Origin of the sequence: Bradyrhizobium sp. CCH5-F6 (assembly GCF_001556045.1) — a bacterium.
Lineage (GTDB): Bacteria > Pseudomonadota > Alphaproteobacteria > Rhizobiales > Xanthobacteraceae > Bradyrhizobium.
In genome coordinates, this window is the sequence record NZ_LSIC01000200.1 from 15,871 (window position 1) to 29,845 (window position 13,975).

Here is a 13,975-nt window from a genome sequence, read left to right on the forward strand (position 1 = left end):
AACATGCGACAGTTTAGGAGAAGGAAAGGTCCATTGACCAAGAATAGCTTTTTGACCATGTCCAGCGCCGCCGCGCTCGTTGCGGTGTCGCTCGCCGTCTCGGCGCCGGTCCGCGCCGCCGACGACGCAGTGATCCAGAAATGGATCGCGGAATTCCAGCCCTCGACCTTGTCGAAGGAAGACCAGAAGAAGGAGCTGGAGTGGTTCGCAAAGGCCGCCGAGCCCTTCAAGGGCATGGAGATCAACGTCGTCTCCGAGACCATCACGACCCACGAATACGAAGCGCAGACGCTGGCGAAGGCGTTCTCCGAGATCACCGGCATCAAGCTCAAGCACGACCTCATCCAGGAAGGTGACGTCGTCGAGAAGCTCCAGACCCAGATGCAATCCGGCAAGAACGTCTATGACGGCTGGATCAACGACTCCGACCTGATCGGCACCCATTTCCGCTACGGTCAGACCATCGCGCTGTCGGACTACATGGCCGGCGAGGGTAAGGACGTCACCGATCCGATGCTCGACGTGAACGACTTCATCGGCAAGTCCTTCGGCACCGGGCCGGACGGCAAGCTCTATCAGCTGCCCGACCAGCAGTTCGCCAATCTCTATTGGTTCCGCTACGACTGGTTCACCAACCCGGACTACAAGGCCAAGTTCAAGGCCAAGTATGGCTATGAGCTCGGCGTGCCCGTGAACTGGTCCGCCTATGAGGACATCGCCGAGTTCTTCACCAACGACATCAAGGAGATCAACGGCGTCAAGGTCTACGGCCATATGGACTATGGCAAGAAGGACCCCTCGCTCGGATGGCGCTTCACCGACGCCTGGCTGTCGATGGCCGGCAACGGCGACAAGGGCATTCCGAACGGTCTGCCGGTCGACGAGTGGGGCATCCGCATGGAAGGCTGCCGTCCGGTGGGCTCTTCCGTCGAGCGTGGTGGCGACACCAACGGGCCGGCGGCGGTCTACTCGATCACCAAATATCTCGAGTGGATGAAGAAGTACGCGCCTCCGCAGGCCCAGGGCATGACCTTCTCCGAGTCGGGTCCGGTGCCGGCGCAGGGCAACATCGCCCAGCAGATGTTCTGGTACACCGCCTTCACCGCCGACATGGTGAAGCCGGGCATCGCCGTGATGAACGCGGACGGTACGCCGAAATGGCGTATGGCTCCGTCGCCGCACGGCTCGTACTGGAAGGAAGGCATGAAGCTCGGCTACCAGGACGCCGGTTCGCTCACGCTGCTGAAGTCGACCCCGCCGGATCGCCGCAAGGCGGCCTGGCTCTATCTCCAGTTCATCGTCTCCAAGTCGGTGAGCTTGAAGAAGAGCCATGTCGGTCTCACCTTCATCCGTGAATCCGACATCTGGGACAAGTCGTTCACCGAGCGTGCGCCGAAGCTCGGAGGCCTGGTCGAGTTCTACCGCTCGCCCGCGCGCGTGCAGTGGACCCCGACCGGCAACAACGTGCCCGACTATCCGAAGCTCGCCCAGCTGTGGTGGCAGAACATCGGCGATGCGTCGTCCGGTGCGAAGACCCCGCAGCAGGCGATGGATGCCCTCGCTGCCGCACAGGACTCCGTGATGGAGCGTCTGGAGAAGTCCGGCGTGCAGGGCGCCTGCGGCCCGAAGCTCCACAAGAAGGAGAAGCCGGAGTACTGGTACGCCAAGGCCGAGAAGGACGGCACCATCGCGCCCCAGCGCAAGCTCGCCAACGAGAAGCCGAAGGGCGAGACGGTCGACTACGACACGCTGATCAAGTCGTGGCCGGCGCAGCCCCCGAAGCGCGCCGAAGCGAAGTGACGTCGTAGACGTCATGGCCGGGCTTGACCCGGCCATCCGTCCAAACACGAAAGGCCGGGAGCGATCCCGGCCTTTTTTCTTTCGCGCTGCCATCACTCGTCATTCGGGCGCAGCAAAGCGGCCGCTCATCCCGTCATTCCCTTGGCCTCACCAGATCCTCGATCATGGCTTGCACATGCAAGAGCCATGTCCTCCGCCGTTCCTCGTCCGCGAGATCGATCTGCGTATAGCTCGACAGCGTGTAGAGGTTGGCGCGGTAGAAATAGGTCAGTGACAGGATCGACAGATAAAGGTGGAAGCGGTCGCAGTCCGGCCTGAACTCACGCCGCTCGATGCCGCTCTGGAGCACGCGCTCCAGCATGCCCAGTTGCGTATTGGAGAAGCTGCGCCGGATGTTGTTCTTGACGTGGCGGCCCTTGAACAGATTCTCGGTGGCGAGAATGCTCAACAGCTCCGGATGCGCCCAATAGTAGTTCCAGTTGAAGGCGACCAGCGCCGCGAGCGCCTGGCGCGGGCTGGAAAACTCGAGATCGAGCGCCTCTTCCGACGCGACCAGGTCGGCGTAGCAATGCTCGATGACCTGGTGAAAGAGCTTCTCCTTGCTCTTGAAATAGTAATAGAGCATCCGGTCGTTGCTCTTGGCGGCCTTGCTGATGCGATCGACTCGCGCGCCGCCATAGCCTTCACGGGCAAACTCGGCGACGGCCGCGCGCAGAATGGCCTCGCGGGTCTGATCGGGCGCTCGCGTCCGTCGAGCCGTCGACGCCTTTTTCCGCTTGGCCGGCCGCTTGAGACGGGGGCCGGCCAGTGTGCGGGCTGGCAGCTCTGTGTTGTTCGCCATCGCCTATTCCAGTGGAATCACAACCTGCAGGATGGGGCCTGCCGCTTTTTTGGCAAGCCCCGCCTTTTCTTCGTCATTGACAACAATGAGCGTCTGGTATTCGCTATGTAGTAAGTACTACATACATTCGCGACCCCAATGGCGGGAGGCTGCTATGCGCGTTTCAGCTGCTGCGAAGTTGCTTGGACTGGCCCTCACGGTGACCTGCGGCGCGGCGTGGGCGGCGGAGCCACCGCCGATCAAGATCGGCGAAATATCGAGCTACTCGGCGCTCCCCGTCGGGACCCGCGGCTACCGCCAGGGCTGGGAGCTCGCGCGCGACGAGATCAATGGCAGGGGCGGCGTGCTCGGCCGCAAGCTCGAAATCATCGCCCGTGACGATGCCGGCAAGCCGGACGTGGCCATCACCGCCGCCGGACAGCTCGTCGATGGCGAGCAGGTCGATCTCCTGACGGGAACGATCCTCTCCCATATTGGCCTCGCCGTCGCCGATTTCGCCAAACAGAAGCAGATATTCTTCCTTGCTTCGCAACCGCTGACCGATGCGCTGATCTGGGAGAAGGGCAATCGCTATACGTTCAGGCTGCGGCCGAGCACGTATACGCAAGCCTCGATCCTGGCAAAGGAGGCGGCCAAGTTCCCGGCGCGTCGCTGGGCGACGATTGCACCGAACTACGAGTTCGGTCAGGCCGCGGTGGCCAGCTTCAAGCGGGAATTGAAGCGATTGAAGCCCGACGTCGAATTCGTCTCCGAACAGTGGCCGCCGCTCGGCAAGATCGACGCGGGCGCAGTGGTGCAGGCGATGATGGCGGAGCAGCCCGATGCCATCTTCAATGCGACGTTCGGGGCCGATCTTACCAAATTCGTTCGCGAGGGCACGACACGCAACGTGTTCGCCAAGCGCGCCGTCGTCAGCATTCTGTCCGGCGAGCCGGAATATCTCGCGCCGCTGAAGGATGAGGCGCCGCCCGGCTGGGTGGTCACAGGGTATCCCTGGAGCGAGATCAAGACCCCGGCTCACGACTCGTTCCTGAAGGCCTATGTTGCGCGTTTCAAGGAGTCTCCGAACATCGGCGCGCTGATCGGCTACGCCAACACGCTGGTGCTGGCAAAGGCGATCGAGACGGCCGGCTCGACCAAGACCGACGATCTGATCAAGGCGATGGAGCATCTCAAGGTCGACACGCCCGTGGGCCCGATTTCCTTCCGGGCGATCGATCACCAATCCACCATGGGAGTCTATGTCGGCAAGCTCGCCGTGCGGGACGGACAGGGCGTGATGACCGACTGGCGTTACGTCGATGGGGCGGACTACCAGCCCGCCGACGCCGAAGTGCTGGCCAAGCTGAAGAACTAGCAAGGACTAGGAGCTGCCATGAAACTGCTCGCGCCGCGAAACACCTGGTATCCGCTCACATGGTCGCGCAACGTGACGCGCTCGCTTGCGCGACACCGCATTCTCGGCATGGATCTCGTCGTGTACCGGGGCGAAGCCGGCCAGGTCATCGCGCTCGACGACGCCTGCCCGCATCGGTTGGCGCCCTTGTCGATGGGCAAGCTCAAGGGCGACGCCATCGAATGCGGCTACCATGGCATGACCTTCGGCGCCGACGGGCGTTGTGTCCGGATTCCCGGCCAGCCCGTCATTCCGCCGAACGCGCGGGTGCCCTCCTATCCGCTCAGGGAGAAAATGGGCCTGGTCTGGATCTGGCCCGGAGACCCCGCGTTGGCGGATCCATCGCTGATCTATGACCTGCCGCAGTTCGGCAAGGCCGGCTGGCATGCCGCGGAGGGCGATGCCCTGCGGATCGAAACCAACTATCTCAACCTCGCCGACAACCTCTGTGACCCCGCCCATGTCAGCTTCGTGCACCTGTCGACGCTGGGCAACGCGGCGAGCGAAGAAATTCCGGTCGAGCACACCTACACCGATCAGGGCGTGCTGGTATGGCGCTGGATCCGGGATGCGCCGCCGATCCCGCTGTTCGCAAAGTACGGCAATTTCAGCGGCCATGTGGATCGCTGGCACTATTACGACTACGTCGCGCCCTGCATCGCGGTGATCGATTTCGGCAGCGCGGATGCTGGTGCGATTGCCGATCCGGCAGAACGTGGCAAGGGACTGCGCATCTTCGCCTGCCATTTCATCACGCCGGTCGACGACAATGTCTGTATCGACCACTGGCTGCACGTGCGCAATTTCGCGCTGGACGACGCCGACGTCGATCAGCGGCTGCACGGCGATTTCCGGATCGCCTTCAACGAGGACAAGGAGATCCTGGAGCGCATCGAACAGGTCGCGCAGGCGCGTCCCAACGTGAAATGCATCCGGCTCGCCATCGATGCCGCCCCGCAGCGCATGCGACGCATCGTCGAGCGCATGGTGGCCGGCGAAGCCGAGACGCGCGCCTCGGCGTAAGCGGGTACATGTCGTCATTCCGGGTCGATGCAAAGCATCGAACCCGGAATCACGAGATTGCCGTGCGAGATCCTGGGGCGCACTTGCGCACCGTTGACGCCCCGCAATCGCGTTGCGCGACCTACTCCGCCGGTTCGGCCGCCAACGTCGGGTAGTCCGTATACCCCTTGGCGCCGCCGCCGTAGAACGTGGTCTTGTCCCAGTCGTTCAGCGCCGCGCCCTTCTTCAGCCGTTCGACAAGGTCGGGGTTGGAGATGAACGGCTTGCCGAAGGCGATCAGATCGGCCGCGTTCGCGTCCAGCACCTTGCTGGCAAGCTCGAAATCATAGCCGTTGTTGGCGACGTAGGCGCCGGCGAAACGCTTGCGCAAGGAGGCATAGTCGAACGGCGCGAAGTCGCGCGGCCCGCCGGTGGCCCCCTCCACGACGTGGAGATAGACCAGCTTGAGCGCGCTGAGACCGTCGACGATGTGGTCGAACAGCGGCTGCGGGTTGCTGTCCGCGATGTCGTTGGCCGGCGTCACCGGCGAGATGCGGATGCCGGTGCGATCGGCGCCTGCCTCGGCCGCAACCGCCTTGGAGACTTCCAGCATCAGCCGAGCGCGGTTTTCGATGGAGCCGCCATAGGCATCGGTGCGCTTGTTGGCGCCGTCCTTGGCGAACTGGTCGAGCAGGTAGCCGTTGGCGCCGTGGATTTCGACGCCGTCGAAGCCGGCTTCCAGCGCGTTCTTCGCCGCGCGCTTGAAGTCGTCGATGATCCCTGGAATTTCGGAGAGCTCGAGCGCGCGCGGCTCGGAGACGTCGGCAAAACCGCCATTCACAAACGTCTTGCCCTTGGCGCGGATCGCGCTCGGCGCCACTGGGGCTGCGCCATTCGCCTGGAGATCGACATGCGAAATGCGGCCGACATGCCAGAGCTGGATGAAGATCTTGCCGCCGCGCTCATGCACGCGGTCCGTGACGTTGCGCCAGCCGGCGACCTGCTCCTTGGAGTAGATGCCGGGCGTGTCCTGGTAGCCCTGGCCCTGCTGCGAGACCTGGCTCGCTTCGGTGATCAACAGGCCTGCGGAGGCGCGCTGGCTGTAATAATCGGCGGCGAGCGCACCAGGCACGAAGGTGCCGGGCACGGCTCGGTTGCGCGTCAGCGGCGCCATCACGAGGCGGTTGGCCAGCGTAATGGGGCCGAGCTTGTAGGTCTCGAACAATTTGGTCGAACGGCTCATGGGAAATGCTTCCAGGCGGTGAGAGGTCCCGAACACTTGTGCATCGCGACATCAGGCGCAAGGGAAGAGCCATACGGAAAGTGCAGGTGAGCTGCGCGGTTGGGCCGCCGTAGCATAATTCATGCGCAATTTCGGCCGCGGCAGCAGAATTCCGCCGTCGCGGCCGTGGGATCCGGCAATCAGTTCGTGCCCATGAAATCGCGCTTGCCGATTTCGACGCCGTTGTGGCGCAAGATGCCGTGGGCGGTCGCGGCGTGGAAATAGAAGTTCGGCAGCGAGAACGAGCTCAGGAATTGCTGTCCCTTCATGGTGATGGACTTGTCCGGTCCGGCGGGAAAGGTCACGTCCTTGGCATCGGCGCCCTCGAACTGCTCGGGCTTGAACGACTTCACATAGTCGATCGTCTTGGCCAGCCGCTGCTTCAGCTCTGCGAAGCTCGTCTCGGTGTCCGGCGTCGAGGGCACCTCGCTGTGCGTCAGCCGCGCGCAGCCCTTGGCGGCGAAATCGCTGACGAGCTGGACCTGCCTCGACAGCGGCAGCATGTCCGGAAACAGGCGCGCGCCGAGCAGGACGGCGGGATCGATCTTCTTCGCCGCGCAATGCGCCTCGGCTTTGGTGAGCAGCCCGGTTACGCTGTTCAGCATTTGCAGATAGGCGGGGACGACGGCGTCGTAGAATGACATATGATGCTCGCTTGTGAATGGGAATCTCAGGAGAAAACCTGAGCCACTCACATGGGAGCCTCATGGAAAAATACAATCGCAGAGCGCGGCTTGTGCGATGCGAAAGTTCTCTACGGCGTCATCCTCGCTGTCATCGCCCGGCTTGACCGGGCGATCCAGTACGCCGAGACAGTTTTGGTTGAACCGATAGGCCGCGGCGTACTGGATGCCCCGGTCGAGCCGGGGCATGACAGAGGAGGGTTTAGCGGATCGTCGCCGGCTGCGCCTGCGCCGTGCCGCCGCGCATGCGGGCGAGCAGCTCGGCGGTCGGCCAGGAGTCTGCCGGGAGGCCGAACTTGATCTGCATCGCCTTCACGGCAGTGCGGCTCTGCTGGCCCAGCACACCGTCGACCTTGCCGACATTGAAGCCGGCGCGCACCAGGAGCTGCTGCAATTCCTTCAGCTCGTTGAAAGGCAGCTGCGCGACCGGCGCCGAGGGCTTGCGCAAGGGCGCGGCGCCGGCGATGCGCGAGGCGAGATAGCCCGCGGTGGTCGAGTAGATCAGCGAGTTATTCCATTCGGTGTAGGCCGCGAAATTCGGATAGGCCAGGAAGGCCGGACCAAAGCGGCCCATCGGCAGCAGCACGGACGCCGCGAGATTGTCGTTCGGCAGCGGCCGCCCGTCGGGATAGGTGACGCCAAGCTGCGCCCATGTCGAGCGCGGCTCCCGCACCGTGAGATCGGTCTTCTCCCACGGCAGGTTCGGCGGCACCTTGATCTCCTCCAGCCATGGCTCGCCGCGCCGCCACTTCAATCCGTTGGCGATGTAATTCGCGGTCGAGCCGATCACGTCGGCCGGCGACCGCAACAGGTCTCGCCGTCCGTCGCCGTCATAGTCGACCGCGTAATTGACGTAGTGCACGGGCAGGAATTGCGTCTGGCCGAGCTCGCCGGCCCAGGAGCCGATCATCTCGTCGGGGTGCAGATCGCCGCGGTCGATGATCTTCAGCGCGGCGATGGTCTCGCCCACGAACATCTCGGAGCGGCGGCAGTCATAGGCGAGCGAGACCAGCGATTTCAGCGTCGGCAGATTGCCCATGTTGGCGCCGAAATCGCTCTCGAGGCCCCAGAAGGCGGCAATCACGGCCGGCGGCACGCCAAACTCCTTTTCGGCGCGCGCGAACGCGGCGGCGTGTTGCTTGATGTGCTGCTGTCCGTTCTGCATGCGATACGGCGCGGCCATTCGGCCGGCGAACTCGGTGAAGAGCTGGCCGAACACGCGCTGGCCGCGGTCCCGATTGACGATGCCCTGGTCGTAGACGAGATAAGGCGAAGCCTCCGCGATCGTGCGCTGAGACACGCCGGCGGCCACCGCCTGCTGCTTCACGTCGGCGAGGAAACGATCGAAGCTCGCACCATTATGGCACGACGCCGCGCGCGGCGAGGGTGCCTTGGGCGCTGCGGGCCTGGCGGGAGGTGGAAGCATTTGGGCGGAAGTGGTGGCGGTGCACGCGAGAAGCGTGACGGCCGCGATCAGAAATCGGGTCTGGACCATAGGAGTTCCGGCGGGGAAAGGACAGGCGTGGATTCGCCTGAAGTTTAGGAGAAGTGACGGCCTCAGGCCATCCTTTCCATGCTCCGCCAGCGCAGGGAATGCGGGTGATGTCGCCTCGGCCTAGCCGAACAGCCGCATCAACAGCGCTTTCCCGACGGGGAGTGCCCTCACTCCCCGAAAAGCGCGAACATACTCGCCGGCATAGAATGCCCTGATCGCGTGCACGCGCGTATCCATGCCTTCCTCGAACCGCACCGCAAATCCGTCCGCGGTCCGCCGCACCACGATGGCCGCGATCGGACGGCCGTAGATCCGGCATTCGATCGTGCTGCCCGGCGCCGGCGGATCGGGATCGATCAGGCGCGCGCCCGTGATGGAGATGTCGGCGAGCCGCGTGAGATGCGATCTGCCGTCGTGGCGCAGCAGGACGGTCTCATTGCGGCTGAACCGCTCCGCCTTGCGCTTGCGCGGCTGCTCGATGCAGACGAAGCAGACAACGGTGAGGATGACCGCGTTGTAGAGGCTCCAGGCCAGGGCAAGTCCGCCATAGGCGATGTTCTCGCCGCGCAGGTGCAGGATGAAGGCATAGGCGATGGCCGCGAGGGTGATGACAAGCGCGCTGCCATAGAGCCGCAGCAGCGGCCATTCGACGAATCGCCTGTTGCGGTCGCCGCCTTTCGCTGTGACCTTGAACTTGTGTCCTTTCGGCTTCAACAGGCCGACCGCCACCGCCTTGAGCACCGCAGGCGCCGCGATGAGCTGCGAGACGTCCGTCATCATCGCGAGCGAGCGGCCGCGCGACAGCCAGGCCATGCTGAGACCGTGCCAGACATAGAACGGCAGAAAGAAACGCAACAGCTCGGTGAGGTCGGCCTGAACCGCCTTGATCCCGAACAGCAGGAACAACCAGGGCACGACGAGGCCTGCCACCTTCGACGCGTACACCGCCGACCAGCTCATGAAGGCGTCGGTCAGCGAGAGCCGATCGATAAAGGGCAGCTTTGAATGCCGCGACAGCGGTCCGCTGCGACCGCGCACGATCTGCATCAAGCCGAGGCACCAGCGGGCGCGCTGGGTGATGTATTCCTTCAGCCCCTCCGGCGCGAGCCCGATCGTCAGGCGCTCGTTGAGATAGATCGTGGTGAGGCCGTATTCCTTGAGCCGCAGCGTGAGGAGGTAGTCTTCCGTCACCGAATCGGTCGGAAACCCGCCGATCTGCATCAGCCCCGCATAGCGAATGAGAGACGATGTGCCGCAGCAAAAGGCGACGCCCCAGGCGTCCTTGGCCGGCAGCAGGATGTCGAAGAAGAAGCGTTGCTCGTCGGGCCAGACATCGGTCGCGGCAAGGTTGGTCTGGATCGGATCCGGATTGATGAAGTGCTGCGGCGTCTGCACCACGCCGACCGACCGATCGTCCATGAGCGAGATGGTGCGCGCGAGGAAATCGGGCCGCGGCACGAAGTCCGCGTCGAGAATGGCGACGAATTCCGGCCGCTCCGGCAGCGCGCCGACATGCCTGAGCGCATGGTTGATGTTGCCGGCCTTGGCGTGGAGATTATCGGGCCGCGTGAGATAATGGCAGCCGAGCTCGCCCGAAAGGCGCCGTAGCCAGGACCGCCTTCCGTCGTCGAGCACCCAGACGCGGTAGTGGCCGTACGCCATGCCGGTCGCGCCGATGATCGTGCGCTCGAGGATCGACCGTTCCTCGTTGTAGGTGCAGATGAAGACGTCGATCAACGGTGCGCGCGGATCGGTGGCGCGGTCGTCGATCCTCGCTGCTCCCGTGCGGTCGAGCGTCCGGCTCAGGAACAGCAACGACAAGGCGACTGCGACGAGCGAGGCCGCTTCCAGCAGCAGGAAGGGGTAACCGACCATGGCATCGAGGGTCGGATGCGGCGGCGGGAGCGTCGAGGTGACACGCCAATGAAGATAGCGCAGCAGCAAGGCCACCGACACGATCGTCAGGAACGAGCGCGCCATCGTGCTCTCCCGCCTGAGCAGCGGCACGATCGCCATGAAGGCGCCGAGCGCGATCAGGCCGGGCGTCAGCGCCATCATCACGGCGCCGTCTCATGCCGGGCAAAAACGACGCGGCCGGTGCGTCCCACGGTGCAGGCGCGGGCCGCCGCGGCAGGGCGCGATGCCACGGTCACGCGATAGGGCTCCTTGCTCAGCGCATCCGGATTGATGGCGAGATTGGCGGGTGCGCCGGCGGCGCCGGTCAGATTGACCACAGTGCCGAAGATCGGCTCGCCGCCGTCATTCGGCTCGAAGGTCGCGCGGTCGCCGAGCTGCAAGCGGTTGTAGACGGCCTCGGTGACGTTGGCAGTGATGACGACGCCGCTGCAATCGAGCACCTTGAGCAGGGGCTGGCCGGCCTGTACGTCCTCGCCGGGTGAGGTCATCATCTCCCAGACGCGCCCCGTGACGGGTGTCGTGATGTTGGCCTCGGACAGATCGGCGAAGCGAACCTCCTCGACGATGATCTCGTTGGCAAGCCAGGCGATATCGGTGTCGGTGCGGGCGAGATCGGCCTCGAGGTCGCCGGCGCGTTGGCGCATCTCCTCCTCGCGCTGCACCGAGCTCGGCCGGTCGTTATAGCTGTCGCCGAGGAACGAGCCGTTCTGCGCTGCGGCGAGCTCGACCCTGGCGGCATCCAGCCGCTTGCGCGCGCCGAGCTCGGTCTGCTGCGACACGGAGAGTTCACGCGTCAGCCGCGCCAGCTCGACGGTCGAGACATTGCCGGATTTTGCCAGCGACGAGGCGCGTTCGACGGCGGCGCTGGCCTCCTCGCGCCGCGCCGCCGCCGCCTCGATCGAGGTCTGGATCTCGGCGATGCGGGCCTCGAGCTGCAGCACGCGTCCGTCGCGGAATTGCGCAGCCTGCCGCGACAGGTCCTTTTGCGCGGCCTGCGCCGAGGCAAGCTTGGCGGCAAGACTCGGCCGCTCGTTCTCCAGGCGCGATTTCTGCCGCCTGAGATCGTCGAGCCGGGTGCGATCGCTGCGCGAATTGATGACGCGCAGGATGACGGTTCCGGCATCCAACTCGGTCTGGTCGGTCACGCGCTGCGTGGCCGCAACCCGCCCACCGATTGGCGTGCGCAACGTGACGAGGCGGGAATTCAGCACCGCCTCGACGCTCGAATTCTCCCAGATCGCGCGCAGCGGCAGCCAGCCGAACACGGCGACGATGGCGAGTCCGATGGCAATCTTGGCACCGCGCCGCAGATACGACCAGCGAGGTCCGGATTCCGGCGCCGTCTGCCTGTCCGGCGTGTGGCTGGGCTCGTCATTGGCGAACAGCTGCTCGTGCAGCGCGTCCTGCAAGCCTTTCGCGTCCGTCTTCTGATCAGGAGAGGGGGCAGGTGCGGGATCGACGGAGGCGGCGCGCGAGCGGTCCATCATGACGGTCACCTTGCGGACGGAATGCCGACGAGAGGGGGTCAATGCGCCGGAACTGTGCTGCGTGCCGGGTTGCTATGGCTCAATCCGAAATTGCGCTTTCCAGGTTGCTAAGCGTCCGCGCATGTTTTGGCGCAAATCCCGGTCAAGCTTTAGCGACGGCTGAAACACTGGCCCTCCGCCAGAGGTCTGCGGCGGGGCGACGCACGAACCTTGCGGTCTCCCGCCGCATTCATACCTCGTGGACGCCGGCCGGAGGTTCGCCCGCGGCCGGTCTCAGGAGACGGCCATGAACTATTTTCGTACCGCAATGCTGCTCGCAGGCCTCACCGCCCTGTTCATGGGCGTGGGCTATCTGATCGGCGGCGCCTCGGGCGCCATGATAGCGCTCGTCATTGCCGCCGCGACCAATCTCTTCACCTACTGGAACTCCGACCGCATGGTGCTCTCGATGTACGGGGCGCATGAGGTCGACCGTTCGACCGCGCCGGAGCTGGTCGGCCTCGTCGCCGAGCTTGCGGGGCGCGCCGGCCTGCCGATGCCGCGCGTGTTCGTGATGGACGAGGTGCAGCCCAACGCGTTCGCGACCGGCCGCAACCCCGAGAACGCCGCGGTTGCCGTCACCACCGGCCTGATGAACCAGCTCAGCCGCGAGGAGCTCGCCGGCGTGATCGCGCACGAGCTCGCCCATATCAAGCATCACGACACGCTTCTGATGACGATCACGGCGACCATCGCCGGCGCGATCTCCATGCTTGCCCAGTTCGGCATGTTCTTCGGCGGTAATCGCGAGAACAACAACGGTCTGGGCGTCGTCGGCTCGATCCTGATGATGATCCTCGCCCCGCTCGGCGCCATGCTGGTGCAGATGGCGATCAGCCGTACCCGCGAATACGCCGCCGACAATCTCGGCGCGCGCATCGTCGGACAGCCGATGTGGCTGGCCTCGGCGCTGGTGAAGATCGAGGGCGCCGCGCATCAGGTGCCGAACTACGAGGCCGAGCGGAATCCCGCGACCGCGCACATGTTCATCATCAATCCGCTGTCGGGCCACGGCGTGGACAATCTGTTCGCGACCCACCCCTCGACGCAAAACCGCGTCGCCGCCCTCCAGCAACTCGCGGCCGAGCTGGGCACCCGGGCGGCGCCGTCAGTCGGCGCCAACGAGAACCATTCGCCGCGCGGCCCCTGGGGCCGGTCGTCCTCCCGCGGTCCCTCACGCGGTCCCTGGGGCTGACGGAACCGCTCAGGATTTTGCGTGCGGCTTTGTGATCTGGCGCACATAGGGGCGTCCCGGCCGGTGTTAACACCTCGGCGGGACTACTCCTTTGAAAGGGGATGCGTGGCCGGCGCCTTGCCGGCCGCCGTCGAAGATGACCAGAGCTGCCGTACCATTACTGATCGTCCTTTGCGTGCTCGTCGGGCTGTCCACGCACATGGTCGTCAATTGCGGCGACGAGGACGATCCCGACATCTGCTCGGCCGTGATCGGCTTCTCGCCGCTGCGCGGCTCGCTGATCGCCTTCGCCTATGAGGGGCGCGGACGGATCGCGCTGCGTCACGGCGACTTCAGGCGGGCGATCGCCGATTTCGACGAGGCCATCCATCTCAATCCCAACCGCGCCTCGCTCTATCGCGACCGGGCGCTGGCGCGCCGGCAGAACGGCGACTTCGAGCTTGCCATCGCCGACTACGACGAGGCGATCGCGCATAATCCCAAGCTCGCCGCACCCTATCACCAGCGCGGTGTCGCGCTTGCCGCCATCGGGGATCTCGATCGCGCCATCCTGAGCTACAACACGGCGGTCCGCCTCGACCCCTCCGATGCGCAGGCTCGCGTCGATCGCGGTCTCGCGTTCCTTGCCCGCGGCCACGCCGACGACGCCCGCGCGGATTTCGAGGCCGCGCTGGCGCTGCCCGCCGGCAAGGACGGCCGCACGAGAGAGACAGCGCGCGCCAAGCTCGCCGAGCTTTCGAATGTCGAACCGACCCAGGCTTCCGCGTCGCGGCGGTGAGGGTCGAGAGAGGGCCGGATTTTTCCCTCTCCCCTTGTGGGAGAAGGAAGAAAGTCCGCG

11 protein-coding genes are annotated in these 13,975 nt (G+C 64.9%); 5 read left to right on the forward strand and 6 right to left on the reverse strand.

The window, feature by feature from the left end:
• The first annotated feature begins 57 nt into the window (after positions 1-57).
• On the forward strand, positions 58-1,800 hold the full coding sequence (locus AX729_RS35090) for an ABC transporter substrate-binding protein (RefSeq protein WP_061029226.1): 1,743 nt from the start codon (positions 58-60) through the stop codon (positions 1,798-1,800).
• Between the two features lie 133 nt (positions 1,801-1,933).
• Here AX729_RS35090 and AX729_RS35095 read toward each other — a convergent pair whose 3' ends face one another.
• Positions 1,934-2,641, reverse strand: a complete 708-nt coding sequence (locus AX729_RS35095) for a TetR/AcrR family transcriptional regulator (RefSeq protein WP_082770619.1) — start codon at positions 2,639-2,641, stop codon at positions 1,934-1,936.
• 154 nt (positions 2,642-2,795) lie between these two features.
• On the opposite strand from AX729_RS35095, the gene AX729_RS35100 reads away from it, so the two are divergent.
• Entirely contained in the window at positions 2,796-3,998 is a 1,203-nt protein-coding gene (locus AX729_RS35100) for an ABC transporter substrate-binding protein (RefSeq protein ID WP_061029028.1), read from the forward strand.
• Between the two features lie 18 nt (positions 3,999-4,016).
• Complete coding sequence (locus AX729_RS35105) at positions 4,017-5,060, forward strand: aromatic ring-hydroxylating dioxygenase subunit alpha (protein WP_061029030.1); 1,044 nt, start codon at positions 4,017-4,019, stop codon at positions 5,058-5,060.
• 121 nt (positions 5,061-5,181) lie between these two features.
• Here AX729_RS35105 and AX729_RS35110 read toward each other — a convergent pair whose 3' ends face one another.
• The 5 genes from AX729_RS35110 to AX729_RS35130 all read right to left on the reverse strand — a co-directional run bounded on the left by AX729_RS35110 (position 5,182) and on the right by AX729_RS35130 (position 11,903).
• Positions 5,182-6,282: an alkene reductase gene (locus AX729_RS35110; protein WP_061029032.1), complete on the reverse strand. Its 1,101-nt coding sequence runs from the start codon at positions 6,280-6,282 to the stop codon at positions 5,182-5,184.
• Between the two features lie 179 nt (positions 6,283-6,461).
• Complete coding sequence (locus tag AX729_RS35115; RefSeq protein WP_061029034.1) at positions 6,462-6,965, reverse strand: DUF1993 domain-containing protein; 504 nt, start codon at positions 6,963-6,965, stop codon at positions 6,462-6,464.
• Between the two features lie 241 nt (positions 6,966-7,206).
• Positions 7,207-8,499 carry a lytic murein transglycosylase gene (locus tag AX729_RS35120; RefSeq protein WP_061029036.1) on the reverse strand — a complete coding sequence of 431 codons (1,293 nt, stop codon included), beginning with the start codon at positions 8,497-8,499 and terminating at the stop codon, positions 7,207-7,209.
• A 120-nt stretch (positions 8,500-8,619) separates the two neighbouring features.
• Entirely contained in the window at positions 8,620-10,557 is a 1,938-nt protein-coding gene (locus AX729_RS35125; protein ID WP_245325510.1) for a glycosyltransferase, read from the reverse strand.
• Positions 10,557-11,903: an HlyD family secretion protein gene (locus tag AX729_RS35130; RefSeq protein ID WP_061029040.1), complete on the reverse strand. Its 1,347-nt coding sequence runs from the start codon at positions 11,901-11,903 to the stop codon at positions 10,557-10,559. The genes AX729_RS35125 and AX729_RS35130 overlap by 1 nt, the downstream gene beginning before the upstream one ends.
• A gap of 286 nt (positions 11,904-12,189) precedes the next feature.
• On the opposite strand from AX729_RS35130, the gene htpX reads away from it, so the two are divergent.
• Together htpX and AX729_RS35140 are read left to right on the forward strand one after the other, a co-directional pair.
• Entirely contained in the window at positions 12,190-13,137 is a 948-nt protein-coding gene (gene htpX, locus AX729_RS35135; RefSeq protein WP_061029041.1) for a zinc metalloprotease HtpX, read from the forward strand.
• A 136-nt stretch (positions 13,138-13,273) separates the two neighbouring features.
• Positions 13,274-13,915 (forward strand): tetratricopeptide repeat protein, encoded by a 642-nt coding sequence (locus tag AX729_RS35140; RefSeq protein ID WP_061029043.1) that lies wholly within the window; start codon positions 13,274-13,276, stop codon positions 13,913-13,915.
• The last annotated feature ends 60 nt before the right edge of the window (positions 13,916-13,975 follow it).